General features: G+C 38.3%; 17 protein-coding genes. 15 read left to right on the top strand and 2 right to left on the bottom strand.

What is annotated here, in order from left to right:
• Positions 1-65 precede the first annotated feature (65 nt).
• The 8 genes from BM207_RS13850 to BM207_RS13815 all read left to right on the top strand — a co-directional run bounded on the left by BM207_RS13850 (position 66) and on the right by BM207_RS13815 (position 7,529).
• Positions 66-1,268 carry a THUMP domain-containing class I SAM-dependent RNA methyltransferase gene (locus BM207_RS13850; RefSeq protein ID WP_090995723.1) on the top strand — a complete coding sequence of 401 codons (1,203 nt, stop codon included), beginning with the start codon at positions 66-68 and terminating at the stop codon, positions 1,266-1,268.
• 64 nt (positions 1,269-1,332) lie between these two features.
• Entirely contained in the window at positions 1,333-1,578 is a 246-nt protein-coding gene (locus BM207_RS13845) for a helix-turn-helix domain-containing protein (RefSeq protein WP_090995359.1), read from the top strand.
• Between the two features lie 53 nt (positions 1,579-1,631).
• Complete coding sequence (locus BM207_RS13840; protein ID WP_090995355.1) at positions 1,632-2,279, top strand: HD domain-containing protein; 648 nt, start codon at positions 1,632-1,634, stop codon at positions 2,277-2,279.
• A 73-nt stretch (positions 2,280-2,352) separates the two neighbouring features.
• Complete coding sequence (locus BM207_RS13835; RefSeq protein WP_090995352.1) at positions 2,353-3,609, top strand: putative DNA modification/repair radical SAM protein; 1,257 nt, start codon at positions 2,353-2,355, stop codon at positions 3,607-3,609.
• A 14-nt stretch (positions 3,610-3,623) separates the two neighbouring features.
• The gene (locus BM207_RS13830) at positions 3,624-4,382 is read left to right on the top strand and encodes a TIGR03915 family putative DNA repair protein (protein WP_090995350.1); all 759 of its coding nucleotides are present in this window, start codon (positions 3,624-3,626) and stop codon (positions 4,380-4,382) included.
• Between the two features lie 86 nt (positions 4,383-4,468).
• A complete protein-coding gene (locus tag BM207_RS13825; RefSeq protein ID WP_090995347.1) occupies positions 4,469-5,491 on the top strand; it encodes a sensor histidine kinase in 1,023 nt (340 codons plus the stop codon).
• Positions 5,492-5,573: 82 nt separating this feature from the next.
• Entirely contained in the window at positions 5,574-6,215 is a 642-nt protein-coding gene (locus BM207_RS13820; protein ID WP_177217128.1) for a DUF47 domain-containing protein, read from the top strand.
• A 9-nt stretch (positions 6,216-6,224) separates the two neighbouring features.
• Entirely contained in the window at positions 6,225-7,529 is a 1,305-nt protein-coding gene (locus BM207_RS13815; RefSeq protein ID WP_090995341.1) for an inorganic phosphate transporter, read from the top strand.
• Between the two features lie 20 nt (positions 7,530-7,549).
• Here BM207_RS13815 and BM207_RS13810 read toward each other — a convergent pair whose 3' ends face one another.
• Positions 7,550-8,788 (bottom strand): carboxypeptidase-like regulatory domain-containing protein, encoded by a 1,239-nt coding sequence (locus BM207_RS13810; RefSeq protein WP_090995337.1) that lies wholly within the window; start codon positions 8,786-8,788, stop codon positions 7,550-7,552.
• Entirely contained in the window at positions 8,778-9,356 is a 579-nt protein-coding gene (locus tag BM207_RS13805) for an RNA polymerase sigma factor (protein ID WP_090995334.1), read from the bottom strand. The genes BM207_RS13810 and BM207_RS13805 overlap by 11 nt, the downstream gene beginning before the upstream one ends.
• A gap of 129 nt (positions 9,357-9,485) precedes the next feature.
• Here BM207_RS13805 and BM207_RS13800 point away from each other — a divergent pair, with 129 nt between their 5' ends.
• The 7 genes from BM207_RS13800 to BM207_RS13770 all read left to right on the top strand — a co-directional run bounded on the left by BM207_RS13800 (position 9,486) and on the right by BM207_RS13770 (position 18,091).
• Positions 9,486-11,360: a YfbK domain-containing protein gene (locus BM207_RS13800; RefSeq protein ID WP_090995331.1), complete on the top strand. Its 1,875-nt coding sequence runs from the start codon at positions 9,486-9,488 to the stop codon at positions 11,358-11,360.
• A gap of 36 nt (positions 11,361-11,396) precedes the next feature.
• Positions 11,397-12,131, top strand: a complete 735-nt coding sequence (locus BM207_RS13795; protein ID WP_090995329.1) for a DUF4197 domain-containing protein — start codon at positions 11,397-11,399, stop codon at positions 12,129-12,131.
• Positions 12,132-12,536: 405 nt separating this feature from the next.
• Positions 12,537-13,748, top strand: a complete 1,212-nt coding sequence (locus BM207_RS13790) for a DEAD/DEAH box helicase (protein WP_177217127.1) — start codon at positions 12,537-12,539, stop codon at positions 13,746-13,748.
• Between the two features lie 38 nt (positions 13,749-13,786).
• Positions 13,787-15,067 carry a replication-associated recombination protein A gene (locus BM207_RS13785; protein ID WP_090995327.1) on the top strand — a complete coding sequence of 427 codons (1,281 nt, stop codon included), beginning with the start codon at positions 13,787-13,789 and terminating at the stop codon, positions 15,065-15,067.
• A gap of 1 nt (position 15,068) precedes the next feature.
• Entirely contained in the window at positions 15,069-16,541 is a 1,473-nt protein-coding gene (locus tag BM207_RS13780; protein ID WP_090995323.1) for a DUF5687 family protein, read from the top strand.
• Position 16,542: 1 nt separating this feature from the next.
• A complete protein-coding gene (locus tag BM207_RS13775; RefSeq protein WP_090995317.1) occupies positions 16,543-17,241 on the top strand; it encodes an ABC transporter ATP-binding protein in 699 nt (232 codons plus the stop codon).
• 169 nt (positions 17,242-17,410) lie between these two features.
• Positions 17,411-18,091 (top strand): YiaD family glycine zipper/OmpA-like lipoprotein, encoded by a 681-nt coding sequence (locus BM207_RS13770; RefSeq protein ID WP_090995313.1) that lies wholly within the window; start codon positions 17,411-17,413, stop codon positions 18,089-18,091.
• The last annotated feature ends 24 nt before the right edge of the window (positions 18,092-18,115 follow it).

Here is an 18,115-nt window from a genome sequence, read left to right as displayed (position 1 = left end):
CATGACTGGATTCGTATGGAGAGTATCTATGATCCAAGTCTAAATAGTATCTTTGCAATCTTATGATGCAAGTTTTCCAAACCAAGAGCAAGGTAATTATTACCTGCAACAAAAGGCTTTCGCCTTATTTACAAGATGAAGTTACCGCTTTAGGCTATGAAATAGTAAGAGTTTTTTCAACCGGTGTTGAGCTAAACATCACACTTACGGAATGTATTAAGCTAAACTTAAATCTTCGCTGCGCCAGTCAGATTTTATACTGCATCAATAGTTTCAAGGCCAATACACCAGATGAACTTTATACAGCTTTGGTGGGCATCGAGTGGGAAGAGTTAATTGATTTTGCCGGTTATTTCTCGGTAACTTCCAACGTTGACAATCCGACAATCACTACTCCTTTATTTGCTAATTTAAAAGTAAAAGATGCGATCGTAGATCGTTTTAGAGAGCAAAAGAACATCAGGCCCAATTCTGGATCCGACGCTAATAAAACGGTTATTCATTTATATTGGAAAGACAACGAAGCTGACGTATTTATTGACACGAGTGGCGAAACATTAGCTAAACATGGCTATCGTAAAATACCTGGAAAAGCCCCAATGCTAGAAGCTTTAGCTGCAGGAGCCGTTCTCGCTACAGCCTGGGATCAAAAATCTCCCTTTATCAACCCAATGTGCGGTTCAGGAACATTAGCTATTGAAGCGGCTTTGATAGCTACTAATCGTCGCCCCGGTTTATTTAGAATGAACTATGGATTTATGCATATTCTGGGTTATGATGAGGAAGTGTTTTTTGCGGAGCGAAGGATCCTGAAAGATCAGGTGATCAAAAATATCGACTTTCAAATTATCGCAACAGATATTTCTGAAGATGCCATTGAAGTTAGTCGCAGGAATGCTAAAACTGCTGGCGTTGACACCTTGATAACCTTTGAAGTTTGCGATTTTGAGGAAACCAATGTACCCGAAGGCGGTAAAGGTGTGGTCGTTTTTAACCCAGAATATGGAGAGCGTTTAGGTGTTCACAGCAAACTGGAGCTTACCTATAAACGAATGGGCGATTTCATGAAAAAGAAATGCAAAGGCTACTTCGGTTATATCTTTACCGGAAATCCCGATCTGGCTAAAAAAATTGGACTAAAAGCTGATAAAAAGATAGAATTTTACAATGGTAAATTAGATTGCCGAATGCTCGAATATGAGTTGTATGATGGAAGTAGAAGACCTGAAGAAGATAGACCTAAGCCAATAAAAGACCTAAACGACTAATTATTTAAAACCTTCTTTACTTTTCATTCGTTAATAGAGTTAAAATCATTGATTTTGCTTTATCATGAAAGAGAAATTAAAATTGGAGATGAAGGCGGTTGCTGCGAATATCCGTAAAGTGCGAGAGTATAGAAATTATACACAAGATTATTTAGCGGCAAAATTAGAGATTTCGCAAAATGCGTATAGTAAAATTGAATTAGGATATAGTAAAATAACCTTAGACAGGCTTTTCCATATTGCCTTGATTTTAGAAGTAGAAGTAATGGCGCTCATCCATTTCGAACCAGAAAAATTTGCCCGCCGCTAAGCTTTGTCCCTTAAGCAAAAAACAGAAAGACAAAATTCTATACCTTTGCAGGCATGCAGAATCCTATTCAACAAACCATCAATTATGTAAAACTAACCCTGGCCGGTGCAGAGGTGGGCCACGACTGGTTTCATATCGAAAGGGTATATAAATCGGCCAAAGCCATCAATGCTATTGAAAAAGGCGACGAATTGGTGGTGTTATTTGCCGCATTGCTCCACGACATAGCCGATCCGAAATTTAACAATGGCGATGAAGAAATTGGACCGAATAAAGCAGAAACATTTTTAAAATCCATTAACGTAGAACTTGCAGTTATTGATCACGTTAAATTGATTATTCAAAACATGTCGTTTAAAAACAGCTTTGATCAAAATAAATTTACTTCCAAAGAAATGCAAATTGTGCAAGATGCAGATCGCCTAGATGCAATTGGTGCGATTGGCATTGCAAGAGCATTTACTTATGGGGGGTTTAAGAACAGGGTACTGTATGATCCGGCAATACCACCCGTACAAAATCATTCGAAGGAGAGTTATAAAAATACTACTGCGCCTACTATTAATCATTTCTACGAAAAGCTATTGCTTTTAAAAGACATGATGAATACCGAGACGGGTAAAGTTATCGCACTAGAACGACATCATTTTATGTTAAGCTATTTGGACCAGTTCTATGGCGAATGGGAAGGAAAAAAATAAAGAGCTTACAGCTATGAATTAAATGCTAATTTTTTTAGCAAAAAGTTTACATTTGCTGGAAATAGTATTTGTAATGTTTGATCGTATTCGTAAAAAATTAACCGTCTTAGCTGATGCTGCAAAATACGACGTTTCTTGCTCTTCAAGTGGTAGCGATCGCAAGAATGACAAAAGGGGTCTTGGAAACGGTCACATCTCCGGCATTTGCCATACCTATACAGAAGATGGAAGGTGCGTTTCCCTCTTAAAAATCCTACTAACCAATCACTGCATTTTTGACTGTGCTTACTGTGTGTCTAGAAAAAGTAATGATATTGAACGCGCAGCTTTTACAGTAGATGAAGTAGTATCCTTAACCATGAATTTTTATAGGCGCAATTATATTGAAGGTCTATTCCTTAGCTCAGGCATTTTTAAAAACGCAGATTTTACCATGGAAAGATTGTTGAGAGTGGTGAAAAAATTAAGATTGGAGGAGAAATATAATGGATACATCCATTTAAAAACCATTCCAGGAGCTAGCGAAGATTTAATCCGTGAAGCTGGTTTATATGCTGATCGGATGAGCATCAACCTCGAAATGCCTACTGAAAGCGGTTTAAAATTATTAGCTCCAGAGAAAAGCCATCAAGACGTGATTAAACCTTTGGATTTTGTGAATAAGCAAATCATCCAATTTAAAGACGAAAAAAAGCTAATCAAACATATCCCCAAATTTGTGCCCGCGGGGCAAAGCACCCAGATGGTGATCGGTGCAACACCCGAAACGGATAAAGAAATTATGTATACCGCTGACACGTTCTACAGGAACTTTTCCCTGCGTAGAGTTTATTACTCTGGATATATCCCCATTAGCAACGATACCAGAATGCCAATAATCGGAACCCAACCTCCCCTGCTACGCGAAAACAGACTTTACCAAACAGATTGGCTGATGCGATTTTATGGATTTAATATTCAAGAGATATTAAATGACCAAAATCCACATCTTGATACAGATATTGACCCAAAATTAAGTTGGGCGCTACGAAATCTGCATCATTTTCCGATTGATATCAATGTAGCTCCATATCGTATGATCATGAGAATTCCTGGCATAGGTATTTCTTCGGCTAACAAAATTGTAGAGGCTCGGAAATTTGGAAAGCTAAGAATTGATCAATTAAAGAAAATCGGAGTTGCATACAATCGCGCTAAACACTTTATCAAATGTATAGACTCCCCATTTCAGTTAAGGGATTTTCAGGCTCACCAAATCAAAGCATTTATTTTAACTGAAAGCGAAAGCAAATACTTGAAAAATGCGAACAATCAGCTATTACTTTTTTAATATATATAACTGAAATGGTGTACTTATTTGACAGATCTCTAGAGGGGCTACTTACCAGCGTTTTCGAGTGGTTTGAACGAAGGCCAGGGAAAGTTACGTTAATGCCTGACGTAGGCCACCAACCAGATGCTTTTATGGCGTTTTTAACCATACAAACGAGCCGAGAAAAAGCAGACCGGGTGCTAAAAGGCTTACTGAAACGACTAGACAGAGCATGGTTAAGAAAATTATATTGTTGCTATCTATCTGAAACTCCCGAAGCCTTTAACCATATTTTCCAGTTTTGCTGTTATGTCTTTAAAAATCATGTCGGCGCAGAAAAGAATTATGGTGACCCCCATGTACTAGCCATCTCAAAGTATGCAAAAAGTGTTGAACGGGAGAAACACAGAATGGAAGCCTTTATCCGATTTAAAGAAACTAAAGATAGAGTGTTCTATTGTAGCATTGATCCTGACTTTAATGTTTTACCTTTAATTTCTAAACATTTTAAAGATCGCTATGGTGACCAGCAATGGCTAATCTACGATCATAGACGTCGATATGGGTTATATTACAACTTGAAAACCGTTGAAGAAATAAATATGGACTTTAATAATAAGCTAAGCTCCGGATCTGCTGTAAGCTTTATGGACCCAAAAGAAGTTTTTTACTCCACTTTATGGAAAGATTACTTTAAAAGCACGAATATCATTTCGCGAAAAAACACGAAGCTCCATACGAAGCACGTACCAAAAAGATACTGGCGGTACTTAACTGAAAAAGAAAGTTAAATATTAAATCTTAGCCTGTTACTACACCTTTAAGTTTTTAACGTTCTGATAACATTTCCTTAACTTAAAACCCTTAAATTAGCTTCATGAAGCTAAGCGTACTTGTTTTAATCACTGCACTTGCCGTGGGTCTCTCTATCGGTTTAGTTAATTTTCACTTTCAGGGAAGTTGGTATTACTTGTTAATTTCTTTTGGTATTTCTTTTATCACAAGTTTTTTAGTTTTCTATTACCTATTGGAGAAATATATCTATACTAAAATTAAGCTCATTTATAAGTTGATTCACAATCTTAAATTAGGGAAGGATTTGAAAGAAGCGTTGGGAGAATATGTTAGCGCAGATCCAATCAACGACGTTGAACAAGAGGTAAAGGAATGGGCAGGCGCCAAAAAGAAAGAAATAGACCTGCTAAAAAAGCAAGAACAATTTAGAAGAGAGTTCTTGTCCAATGTTTCTCATGAGTTTAAAACACCTCTTTTCTCCATCCAAGGTTATATAGAAACCTTGCAAGATTGCTTGGTAGATGATCCGGAAATGGCGATGAAGTTTTTAAAGAAAGCGGAGAATAACATTGAACGCTTAAGCTATCTAATTAATGACCTCGATTCAATTTCCAAATTAGAAACGGGAGAAATCCCTATCAATTATGAGAAATTTGATTTTGTACCGCTGGCAAAAGAGGTAATGGAGAGTTTGGAAGATAGTGCCGCAAATGATCACATCAAATTATCCTTTAAAGACAAATACACCACTCCCACCCTGGTCAACGCCGATAGGGAGAAAGTAAGACAAATTTTGATCAACCTTGTTCAAAACTCCCTTAAATACGGCAAAGAAAATGGATCAACGGCTATTAAAATATTCGAACTGCATGATCAATTTCTAATCGAAGTAACAGATGACGGCATCGGAATAGAAGAAAAACACCTACCTCGCTTGTTTGAAAGATTTTACAGGATAGATTCCCATCGATCTCGAAAAGAAGGAGGAACTGGTCTGGGTTTAGCTATTGTAAAGCACATCCTTGAAGCACATCAGCAAACCATATCTGTGCGTAGTACACCGAATATCGGAACTACCTTTGCCTTTACACTGGAGAAGGGGTAATACTAACAAAATGAACTTCATTCACTTTGTTAACATTAACTTAACATTGCCTTTGTAGCTTTGCAGATATTATTAGATTGACATGAATAGCATATTTAGCTTCTTTACACCTAAAGATAAAAAATTTCAACCCCTGTTTGAACAAGCAGGAAGCAATGTATTAAAAATTGCCGAGGCTTTGTTAGTGGTAGTAACTACCAATGACATGGAAAAAAGAAAAGAAGCCATTAAGGAAGTAGAACGTCTGGAACACGTAGGCGATGATATTACACACACTATCTTTATCGAATTAAGTAAAAACTTTATCACCCCGTTCGACCGTGAGGACATCCATACACTGGCGAGTGCAATTGATGATATTGCGGATTACATTCATGCCTCAGCTGGCAATATAGAACTATACCAATTGACTAACATTGGCGATGCGATGATTAAATTGGCTGAACTTTTAGTGGAGATGTGTGGCGACTTAGAGAAAGCAATTAAAGAATTGAGAAGCTTTAAAAATATCCGCGTAATTGCAGATGCCTGTGTAAGAATTAACAGCGCCGAAAATCAGGCAGATTACGTATGTAATTTAGCAATTGCACGTCTTTTTGAATTTGAAACCAACGCTATAGAATTGATTAAACAAAAAGAAGTTTTACAGACGTTAGAAATCGCAACCGATAAATGCGAAGATGCAGCTAACGTATTGGAATCTATTTTGGTTAAAAACGCTTAAGCTACCTACATGACAACCTTAACCCTACTTTTTATAATCATTGTCTTAGCACTTGTGTTCGACTATATAAATGGTTTTCATGATGCTGCCAACGCAATCGCTACTATTGTGGCTACAAAGGTTTTAACCCCTTTCCAAGCCGTTGTTTGGGCAGCATTTTTTAACTTCTTGGCCTATTGGGTATTCGGATTTGGAGTAGCTGATACAGTGGCAAAAACTGCGCACACCATGGAAATTAACCTGATTGTAATTCTCGCAGGGGTAATAGCCGCGATTATATGGAATTTATTTACCTGGTGGTTCGGAATTCCATCTAGCTCTTCACATACGTTAATTGGTGGCTTTGCCGGCGCAGCAATTGCGCATGCGGGTATTAATGTAGTAAATTGGTATAAAGAAGGGAAAGTTGGCGAAATGCCTACAGGCGTTTTGGTCATCATTGGTTTCATTGTTTTAGCCCCGTTTATTGGCGCAATTGTATCTTATTTTATTTCGATCTGGCTATTGCATTCATCTAAAAAAAGTATTTGGCCAAAGATTTTTACGCTAACTTTAATGACGCTAACCACTTGGTTTGTATATGAGCAAATGCTATTCTATAATGAAATTAAAGAGCCTAGATTTGAATCCCATTTCCTGAGTGTTGTTCTTGAATCACATAACATTAAATGGCTGTTGGTAGGCTTCATTGTCTTGTCCATTAGCTTCTTTTGTTTAATCTTTAGCAGCTTAAACCAAACACAATCAACGGCTTGGTTACGTAAAATGCAATTGTTATCATCAGCATCATTCAGTTTAGGCCATGGAGGTAACGACTCTCAAAAAGTAATGGGAATCATTGCCGCAGCAGTTGTTGTTTATATCCATACCAGTGGTGTTCCAATGGAAAGCTTACCAGACTGGCTACACGTATCTTTACCTGCTAAAGGACCGAATGGACAAGACATAGCAGGCCAAATGCCAGGGTGGATCCCTTTAGCTTGTTACAGCGCAATTGCTGCAGGAACATTGAGCGGCGGCTGGAAGATTGTTAAAACAATGGGCTCAAAAATTACTAAAGTAACCCCATTCGAAGGAGTAACGGCAGAAACCGCAGGAGCGTTAACCTTATATTTTACTGAACATTTAAAAGTGCCTGTAAGTACCACTCATACCATTACCGGATCAATTATAGGATCTGGATTAACGAAGGGCGTTTCGGCTGTAAAATGGGGGGTAACTATTAAATTGATTTGGGCCTGGGTACTAACCATTCCTATTTCAGCCCTACTAGCAGCAATAATTTATTATATTTTAAGTTTCTTTTTAGGTTAAACCAAACGCTCCTTATTTTTTTAAAATACGATATTCACAGTTGTACTTCCAGAAGCACTATTATTTGGCAACACCCATTTCGGCCCCTCTTTAAATAATCGACTCACTTCTTTTAGCTCGCCTTCAGAAAGTGGTTGCGCACTTTTTAAAACAGGCGATGCACTTATATTGATCGGCGTGCCGTCACTCTCCAGGTCAAAAGATACGGTAATATGCTTACCAATTGGTTTTTTATCCACAAGTAACTTATTATTATCAATCAAATAGGTTTGGAATTTATCCCAACCTCCTACCGGCTCAGGCCGAACAAATACTGTTGATGTAGCACTAGCAATCTTTCTCTTCAATGGTGCCTTACCAACTACCACCACTTCATTCAATGAGCTGTTATCGGCCTTTAACTCAATCCCAAGGTTGTCGCCTTTTTTAACGTTAACCTCCTTTGATAGGAACCCAAGATAAGCTACGTTTAGTTTACTATTTTTCACTAAACTATCTAGAGTCAAGTTGAACTCTCCCTTTTCGTTTGTTACTGCACCGATGGATGTTCCTTTAAACGTAACAGCGGCCCCAACTATTGGTAGCTTGTCTTCTCCATAAACGAAACCTTTAACAGAATTTTTATCATTTCCAATCTTAAGGCCACTAACTTTGCCTTGCAAACTAGCCATTGGGCTATTAGCTACCTTGCTTTTTTTTGCCTCCTCAGCTGCACGAAAAGTTAAAAGTGCAGGAGCATCAACCGTAGCCTGTTCAACTATTGGTGCAGCTACAGGAGCAAGGGGCTTCTTAACCGTTTTTTTCACATTTCCAGCATAACTATTTGCCTTAGCAGCTGCAATGACTTTATCAAGTTCAGCACTAGATTTTTCATTTGTTGAAACAGGAGGAATGGCAACCTCTATACTTTTAGGTGCCTGAGCTGCCAATTGTTCACGGTTACCTTTTTCACGCATCCAGAATAATAAACTCACTGTTACAAATAAAACGGCAGCAGCCGCAGCAATACTTAATCGCTGTGATGTAATCTGCCAGCGTTTTTTGTCAACAGGTTTCTGCGCAATACGCTCTTGTAATTGCTTTTGCAGCAACGATAAAGACTCCACACGTTTTGGCGATTGGCTCAAGCCAGCTAGCGCTTCAGCTACAAAAGGATCTTCCAATGAAAGCCTTTCCACCTGGTACATAGCTTTAGCATCAAGCTTACCGTCGAGGTAATCTTCTAATACATCTATATCTATCCACTCGTTATTGTTCACTGTTTTTCTCTATACAGATTTTTAAATTTCTTTTCCCATTTTGGATATAACTCTTCACCTTCAGCATATCATATCCAGTAATATCTGCAACTTCTTTATAACATTTTTCCTGCAAATAAAACAAGTCTACGCTTTTTCGCTGCTCTTCAGGCAATGCTTCCATACACTTTTCCATCACAGTTAATTGTTGTTCTTTCGCATCATCGATATCAAGATGCACAAAATCATCATTTTCCACAAAATTATCTTCCAAAGAAACAGTTGGATTCTTGGAAGATTTACGCAAAGCCATCAAACAATGATTGCGCGACAGGACATGTAGCCAACTTTTGAAATTTTGAACCTGATGCACCTTTAACTTGGTCACCAACTCTTCAAAAATCTGCATAACTGCATCCTTGCTCTGCTCTTCATCTTTGAAATAATTAAAACAAACGCCAAAGACTAAATGCATATACCGATTATAAAGCACGCCAAGTACCTCCAAGTCGCCACTTTGCCGATAGCGGGCAATGAGCGCAAGATCATCTTGCACCTCAGCTTTACTGGTATTTTTTATAAACTTCAAATCAGTTTGTTCATATTATTTTGCTCAAGTATAAAAAATATTTCTCGATAAGGATATGGAAATCTCATAAACCTTACATCACTATTAAAACTTAAACTATTTCCATCACCTAAATAAACTTATCCTATTATGAAAAAATTACTCCTGCCTCTACTCCTGCTGTTTATCTTCGCAGCCTTTAAAGCAATTAAAATAAACGAGTTAACTGGTCGTGTTGTTGATGATACGGACGGGCGCGCAATTGTAGGCGCAACCATTAAAAGTTTTCCAAGTAAAACATTAACAGTCACAAATGCCGATGGAAAATTTAACATTCAGCTACCAGACACAGACACCCAAATAACAGTTTCCTACCTTGGTTACAACAGTCAGACCATCACATTAACTAAACAAAAAAACATTAGCATTAAACTTAAAGCCGCTAATGCGCTGCTTCAGGAATTAGTGGTATTGGGCTATGCAAGTCAAAAAAAAGAAGTCCGCACAAGCTCATCGGCTCTAGTACACCATGGGAGCGCAATCCCCTTAAAGGGCAAAATTTCCGGCCTCCACATATCCCGCAGTGAAACAGAAAGTTATGCGGGCATCATGGAGAATAGCTTTCATAAGGCGAGCAAAAACCCACTCTCTACCTTTTCTATCGATGTTGATGCCGCATCCTACAGTAACGTTCGCAGAATGATCAATAACGGAAATCTACCGCCAAAGGATGCGGTTCGAATTGAAGAAATGATCAACTATTTCGATTATGACTATATCCAACCTGCCGGAAATGATCCGGTAAATATTGTAACCGAACTCGCGCCTGCCCCATGGAATAAACAGCACAGACTGCTTAAGATTGGTTTAAAAGCAAAAACAATTAGCACCGAAAATTTACCTTCTTCAAATTTGGTGTTTTTAATTGATGTATCAGGCTCAATGAATGCTCCGAATAAATTACCTTTACTGGTTTCATCTTTTAAGCTATTAACTGATCAGCTTAGACCTAAAGATAGGGTAGCCATTGTGGTTTATGCAGGTAACTCCGGACTGGTGCTACCTTCAACTCCTGGCCATGCCAAGACTACCATAAAAGAGGCTTTAAATAAATTGGACGCAGGGGGTTCAACAGCTGGTGGAGAAGGAATTGAACTGGCATACAAAGTGGCCAGCGAGAACTTTATTAAGGGAGGTAACAACCGGGTTATTTTAGCAACGGATGGAGATTTTAACGTGGGTGCCAGTAGCGATACGGATATGCAACGTCTTATTGAATCAAAACGTAAAACAGGCATATTTCTAACGGTTTTAGGCTATGGAATGGGGAATTATAAAGACAGCAAAATGGAAATTCTGGCTAATAAAGGGAATGGGAACTATGCTTACATCGACAACATTAGTGAAGCCAGAAAAGTATTGGTAAATGAATTTGGCGGAACGTTATTTACCGTAGCAAAAGATGTTAAACTGCAAATCGAATTTAATCCTGCTAAAGTACAATCTTACCGTTTAATTGGCTATGAAAATAGATTGCTTGCCGACGAAGATTTTAACAATGATTTAAAAGATGCGGGCGATTTGGGATCAGGGCATACGGTAACTGCCTTATATGAAATCATCCCCGTTGGGGTAAAAAGCAATTTCGCCGGCCTCATTGACGATTTAAAATACCAGTCGACCCCAAAAGCAACCCCCTCTTATCACGGAAATGAAATGCTAACTATAAAATTACGCTACAAAGAGCCTACCAAAAACGTGAGCAAAAGCCTTCAAAAAGTTGTGATGGATAATGTGAACACAAAAACCAGCGATAACTTTAGATTTGCTGCTGCCGTAGCAGAGTTTGGAATGCTTTTAAGAGAATCTGATTTTAAACAAAATAGCAGTTATCCACAACTAATTGAGTTAGCTATGGGCGCTTTGGGAAGCGATAAAGAAGGTTATCGATCAGAATTTGTAAGATTAGCTAAATCTACCCATTTAATGGCAGGAGATTTGCTTAACATTGCGAAAGAAAAGTAGGAGATTTATAATTTTCTTACCGAACTACAACAACTTATGAAAAAGATCAGCGTTTATTTACTGGCTATTGCACTTATTTCCTTTACTGGTTGCGATGTTCAAAGCCAAAACAAAATAGGAAGTATTTTAAAGCAAATCCCGACTAATGGCAACCCTACTGCCTTAGAGATTAGCGCCGGCCTAAAACAAGCCTTAGAAATTGGCACCTCGCAGGGTGCTGACCAGCTTTCGGCTAAAGATGGTTTTCTAGGGAACCTGGCTGTGAAAATTCTATTTCCACCAGAAGCGCAACAAGTAGAGAGAACCTTAAGAAGTTTAGGTTTCAACTCCCTTGCAGATAATGTTATCTTAAGTATAAACCGTGCAGCAGAAGATGCGGCTAAGGAAGCGAAACCAATTTTCATTTCAGCCATTAAACAAATGACCATTACTGATGCCACAAATATCTTGTTAGGCAATAAAGATGCGGCGACAAGTTATTTCAAAAGAGTTACTACTGCCCAGCTTTTACAAAAATTTGAACCGGTAATTACTGCAAGCCTAAATAAAGTTGGCGCCACAAAATATTGGGGCGATGCAGCTACTGCTTATAATAAAATCCCTTTGGTTAAACCTGTAAATACAAACCTCTCTAATTACGTAGCTCAAAAAGCCATTGATGGCATGTTTTATCAAGTAGCCCAAGAAGAGCTAAAAATTAGAGAAAATATTGGCGCCCGCTCTACTAGCCTATTACAAAAGGTATTTGGCTATGCAGATTCAAAAAGGTAAGGATTAAATTCTTAAGCTAGTCGACATTCTTCGTACTTGCTTTGCATTTGCTTCGAGACACATTCGAACAAGCTAGGTATCAGCGGTATACATGAGAGGTACCAAATAAACACTGAGTCCCAGTTGAGTCCCACTTGAGTCCCAGTTGAGTCCCACTTTTATATAAAAAACTCGGACTCAACTGGGATTCTACTTAGCCTCAATTATTGAACATGGTTAATCATTCTCAAAGCAGGTAATAACCTGTCTCGAAGCTGGGATAGCGCTGTTACGATAAAGTGCTTTAGGTTTTGCTGTTAATTGACAACTGCAAAATAATACCGCCAGCTGATAACTGCAAACCGATTTGCTTTTCGCCTTAATTTAAGGTACTTTTACACAGTATTTTACAACAATAAATAAACATTGGATTTTAAAGATTTTAATTTTAACCCTGGACTTTTAGAGGGTTTACTGGCAATGGGTTTTAAAAACGCAACGCCTATACAACAACAAGCCATTCCGCTTATTTCAGCAAAAAAAGACCTAATAGCTTGTGCACAAACCGGAACTGGGAAGACAGGCGCCTTTTTATTGCCGATCATGAATATGCTTACCGAAAATCACGATAGGCACAATACTACTTTGATTCTCACCCCTACTAGAGAGCTTGCCCAACAAATAGATTTGCAGGTAGAAGCCCTTTCTTACTTTACCAATATTAGTTCATTAACGGTGTTTGGTGGCGGAGATGGTATCGCCTATGAACAGCAAAAACGTTCGATGCGAGAGGGTGTCGATATTATTATCGCAACACCTGGCCGACTAATTGCCCACCTCTCGTCGGGGGTTTTAAAGATGGATAAATTGCAATACCTGGTGCTTGATGAAGCCGATCGCATGCTCGATATGGGCTTTTATGAAGACATTATGAAGATTGTAGGTTACTTACCAAAGAACCGCCAAACAGTAATGTTTTCGGCAACCATGCCTCCAAAAATTAGAACTCTGGCTGCCAAGCTCTTAAATGAGCCTGAATCTATTAGTCTTGCCATTTCGAAACCCGCAGAAGGTATTAATCAGCAGATCTATTTCGTTTTCGACGAGCAAAAAGTTCCTCTATTAACTGAAATTCTTAAATCAGCAACCTATAAACGCATTATCGTTTTTGCTGGCAGAAAAGAGAAAGTGAAGGAATTGGGAAAAGTCTTTAAAAAACTGGGGCTGAAAGCTGCCGCATTTCACAGCGATCTAGAGCAGAAAGAACGTGAAGCAATTATGCTGGATTTTAAAAACAGCAAACTCAATGTAATCATCGGAACTGATGTGTTAAGTAGAGGGATTGATGTAACGGGCATCGACTTAGTAATCAATTTTGATGCGCCTCAAGATCCTGAAGATTATATTCACAGAATTGGAAGAACTGCAAGAGCAGAGACTACCGGCACCGCAATAACGCTGGTGAATAACAAGGACAGACGCAAATTGGCGAATATTGAAAAGTTAATCGAGCGTCAAATTGATAGAATGCAAGTTCCAGAACATCTAGGGGAAGCACCTTCGGCGGATGCAGTTCCGGAACGTACGTCTTATCCAAAGAAGAAGAAGTTTTTTAAGAAGAAGCCCATGAAGCTTTAGAAGTTAGCGTAAGTCTGAAAAAATTGCTAATTTTAGGCATGCAGAACCTCCCACCATTAGCTGAACGGATGCGCCCTCAAAACTTGGACGAGTATGTTGGTCAGCAGCATTTGGTTGGCGAAGGTGCCGTTTTACGCAAAGCGATAGAAAGTGGTCAGTTACCCTCCATGATTTTCTGGGGGCCGCCAGGAGTGGGAAAAACCACGTTGGCTTATATCATTTCTCAAAATTTAGACCGTCCTTTTTTCAACTTAAGCGCGATCAATTCGGGTGTTAAGGACATTAGGGAAGTGATTGATAAGGCTGCGGCGCTAAAAGACAGTTTTTTAGGCTTGCCTATTCTTTTTATCGACGAAATACACCGCTTCAGCAAATCGCAACAAGATAGTTTATTAGGCGCTGTAGAGCGTGGATTAGTTACCTTAATTGGAGCTACTACTGAAAATCCTTCTTTTGAAGTGATATCGGCACTACTTTCAAGGTGTCAGGTTTATATTTTACAGGGTCTGAATGAAGAAGAATTAAGTGGCTTATTGCAAACTGCTATAGAAACTGATACGGTTTTAAGAGAAAAGAAAATTGAGATCAAAGAACATGAAGCTTTGATCCGGCTTTCGGGTGGAGATGCCAGAAAATTGCTTAATGTACTCGAAATTGCAATTAACGGTATTGGTGGAAACAAGATTATTTTAACAAATGAGAACGTGCTAAACCATGCACAGCAAAATCTTGCTTTATACGATAAAGCGGGTGAACAGCATTATGATATTATCTCTGCGTTTATTAAATCGATTCGTGGAAGCGATCCAAATGCTGCTGTTTATTGGTTGGCAAGAATGATTGAAGGAGGAGAAGACCCACTATTTATTGCCAGGAGGCTGGTTATCCTGGCATCAGAAGACATAGGGAATGCCAATCCAAATGCTTTACTTTTAGCGAACAATTGTTTTAGCGCTGTAAATGTAATTGGTTTTCCAGAGTCGAGAATTATTTTATCGCAATGCGTAACTTACTTAGCTTCATCACCTAAGAGCAATGCTTCTTATGAAGCCATTAATAAAGCGCAGGCTTTGGTGAAACAAACTGGCAATTTGCCAGTCCCATTACATATACGCAATGCACCCACCAAACTGATGAAAAACATTGGTTATGGGAAGGATTACCAATACGCCCATGGATATGAAGGAAATTTCTCGGCGCAGGAATATTTTCCAGAGCAATTAAGTGGAACGAAACTGTATGATCCAGGAAGAAATCCTGCCGAAGAAAAACTAAGAGAGAAACTCAAACAAAATTGGAAAGACAAATACAACTATTAATATGCTATCAACTTTTTTAAATCATCAATGGAAGGCATTTTGGCGGAGCCGGAATAAAGCAGGGAGTATAGCCGCACAAGTTTTACTTGGCTTTTTTATCCTTTATTTCTTAGTTGCTGCAATTGGAGTTGGCTTTTTCATGACTAAACTTTTAGGGCAACTTTTTCCAAATCTATCGCCTGTTTCCGGTTTTAACAGCATTATTCTCTATTACTTTTTATTTGATCTAGCTATTAGAACCCAAATGCAAGAGTTACCAACGCTAAGTATTATCCCTTACCTACATCTTAATGTTAGGCGAAAAGCAATTGTAAATTTTCTAAATATTAAATCTCTTTTTTCTTTCTTTAACCTGCTTCCTCTTTTTATATTCATTCCATTTATCATTTTAGAAATTGGACTTAAATCTGGGGCGCTAGTGGCTTTAGCCTATATCGTAGCCATTCTATCACTCACATTTTTTAATAATTACCTGGTTTTATTTTTAAAGCGGAAATCAATAAACAACATTGTTTATTTTGCCTGTCTATTAGGCTTTGTAGCTATCGCTGCCGCATTAGATTATTTCAAGGTTATTTCCGTGATGAATTTTTCGAATTTAATTTTCGTAAATATTACTGAATATCCTTTTTTGGCTTTAATTTTTACTTTAGCGGCTTTGCTTATCTTCTTTTTCAATTCCCGTTATCTACGCGCTAATTTATACACAGAAGAATTAAGCGTTAAGGATGACAAAAAAGGAAGTACAGATTACCCTTTTTTAAATCAGTTTGGAAAAGTAGGTGAATTAGCTGCATTGGAATTGAAGTTAATTTTGAGACATAAACGTTCTAAAGGTTCAGTATTGATGGGTTTTGCTTTTTTAGCTTATGGCTTAATATTCTACAAAGAACCCATTATAGCCCGTAATGAATTCGGAAAGCTGCTTTTCGCAGCAGTATTTATGACAGGAATCTCAATCATTTCTTATGGGCAGTTCATGTTTGCTTGGCAAAGCACCCATTTCGATGGATTATTGGTCAACAAGATAGATTTCAAGAACTTTATCAAGGCCAAGTTCCTTTTATTTACCCTTAGTTGTACTGTTATAACTATTCTAGCGAGTTTTTATGGCTTTTTAAGCTATAAATTATTGCTGCTACACCTGGCAGCCTATTTATATAATATCGGATTTGCTACCGTAATTGTATTATACTTTGCAACGATGAACTATAAACGATTGGACATTACCAAGAGTGCTAGTTTTAATTGGCAAGGTGTAGGTGCCACACAATGGATCTTAGGAATTCCATTTATCCTAATTCCCATATTGATTTATGTTCCTTTTGGCTTAACTGAACATCCCTATTGGGGATTGGTGGCCATCGGGTTATTTGGGCTGGTTACGCTTTTGATGCGTAACATTTGGATTAACTTATTAGTTAAAAGATTTGAAAAACAACGATATAAAATAGCCGAAGGCTTTAGAGAATAGTATGATGTTAGAAATTAAACAATTAAAAAAAACCTATGGTGCCAAAACAGTAGTTAACATCGATCAGTTAACGATTAGTGATGGCGAAACGATTGGTCTTGTTGGCAACAACGGCGCTGGTAAAACAACACTTTTCAGAATGCTATTAGACCTTATCCGCCCCGACAGTGGCGAAATTCTATCAAAAGAACAAAATGTCGCAAACAATGACCATTGGAAAGACTACACTGCCTCCTATCTAGATGAGGGCTTTTTGATAGATTATTTAACCCCCGAGGAGTATTTCATTTTTATTGGGAGTTTACATAATTTAAGTGTAGCGCATGTTGCAGATTATCTAAAGCAATATGAGGAATTCTTTAATGGCGAGATTCTAAACAGCCGAAAGTACATACGGGATTTCTCAAAAGGGAACCAGAATAAGATCGGAATTGCTGCTGCATTAATGCAGAAACCCGAGCTTCTAGTATTGGACGAGCCTTTTGCTAACTTAGACCCAACTACCCAAATTAGACTTAAGTCGCTAATCAGATCGCTTAAGACTACTGAAAAGCTCACCACTTTAATTTCAAGTCACGATTTAAATCACGTCACCGATGTATGCGACCGGATCATCCTATTAGAAAAAGGATTGATCATTAAGGATTTCTATACCGACGAAAATACCTTAAAAGAATTAGAGGCCTACTTCTCTGAGTAGTAAGACTTATTGTAACAAATGTATAGTAAAATGGTCAATCTGATAGATAAGGTTGGCCATTTTAAATATAGACAGAAGCCATTCAACCACTTACCAATTAAAATCTTAGATTCTTTAATATTGGCATACGCTTTGAATAAGTTGATGATAGAAACTAAAATTTAATGACATGATGACTTCGAAATTCAAAATAGCTACCCTAAGTATCGCTCTATCAGTAGGTGCCATGACCTTTCAAGGTTGTGACAGTTTAACCAACACACAAAAAGGCGCAGGTATTGGTGCCGCAGCCGGTGGTGTAATTGGTGGAATTATAGGCAAAAAAGCTGGTAATACTGCTGTTGGCGCTATTATTGGCGCGGCCGTAGGTGGTACAGCTGGTGGGTTTATCGGAAAAAGAATGGACAAACAGGCTGCAGAGATCCAGAATGCTATCCCTAATGCGGAGGTGATAAGGGAAGGTGAAGGTATCATTGTAAAATTCGATAGTGGTATCTTATTCGACTTCGATAAATCCGCTTTGAAAGATGCGGCTAAGCAAAATATTCAATCCCTAGCAAGTTCATTAAACCAATATCCAGGAACCGATATTAAAGTGATCGGTCATACTGATAGTCGTGGTACTGAAGAGTATAACATGGGTTTATCTGAAAGAAGAGCTGCGGCTGTAAAAGCTTATGCAGTTTCGCAAGGTGTGCCTAGTTCACGTTTAATCACTATGGGTAAAGGATATGCTGAACCTATTGGAGACAATGCAACAGATGAAGGTAGAGCACAAAATAGAAGAGTGGAGATTGTAATCGTTGCGAATGACCAATTAAAAAAAGAAGCTGCTTCTCAAGGAAAGTAAGCTAAAGAATTTATATTATCTACT

The organism is Pedobacter insulae, from assembly GCF_900113525.1.
Lineage (GTDB): Bacteria > Bacteroidota > Bacteroidia > Sphingobacteriales > Sphingobacteriaceae > Pedobacter > Pedobacter insulae.
The sequence above is the reverse complement of the archived record's forward strand: the minus strand, read 5'-3'. Positions and strand labels throughout refer to the sequence as shown.

Coding starts and splice junctions, on each gene's coding strand:
- BM207_RS13850 (WP_090995723.1), top strand. CDS start 66: ATGCAAGTTTTCCAAACCAAGAGCAAGGTAATTATTACCTGCAACAAA.
- BM207_RS13845 (WP_090995359.1), top strand. CDS start 1,333: ATGAAAGAGAAATTAAAATTGGAGATGAAGGCGGTTGCTGCGAATATC.
- BM207_RS13840 (WP_090995355.1), top strand. CDS start 1,632: ATGCAGAATCCTATTCAACAAACCATCAATTATGTAAAACTAACCCTG.
- BM207_RS13835 (WP_090995352.1), top strand. CDS start 2,353: ATGTTTGATCGTATTCGTAAAAAATTAACCGTCTTAGCTGATGCTGCA.
- BM207_RS13830 (WP_090995350.1), top strand. CDS start 3,624: ATGGTGTACTTATTTGACAGATCTCTAGAGGGGCTACTTACCAGCGTT.
- BM207_RS13825 (WP_090995347.1), top strand. CDS start 4,469: ATGAAGCTAAGCGTACTTGTTTTAATCACTGCACTTGCCGTGGGTCTC.
- BM207_RS13820 (WP_177217128.1), top strand. CDS start 5,574: ATGAATAGCATATTTAGCTTCTTTACACCTAAAGATAAAAAATTTCAA.
- BM207_RS13815 (WP_090995341.1), top strand. CDS start 6,225: ATGACAACCTTAACCCTACTTTTTATAATCATTGTCTTAGCACTTGTG.
- BM207_RS13800 (WP_090995331.1), top strand. CDS start 9,486: ATGAAAAAATTACTCCTGCCTCTACTCCTGCTGTTTATCTTCGCAGCC.
- BM207_RS13795 (WP_090995329.1), top strand. CDS start 11,397: ATGAAAAAGATCAGCGTTTATTTACTGGCTATTGCACTTATTTCCTTT.
- BM207_RS13785 (WP_090995327.1), top strand. CDS start 13,787: ATGCAGAACCTCCCACCATTAGCTGAACGGATGCGCCCTCAAAACTTG.
- BM207_RS13780 (WP_090995323.1), top strand. CDS start 15,069: ATGCTATCAACTTTTTTAAATCATCAATGGAAGGCATTTTGGCGGAGC.
- BM207_RS13775 (WP_090995317.1), top strand. CDS start 16,543: ATGATGTTAGAAATTAAACAATTAAAAAAAACCTATGGTGCCAAAACA.
- BM207_RS13770 (WP_090995313.1), top strand. CDS start 17,411: ATGATGACTTCGAAATTCAAAATAGCTACCCTAAGTATCGCTCTATCA.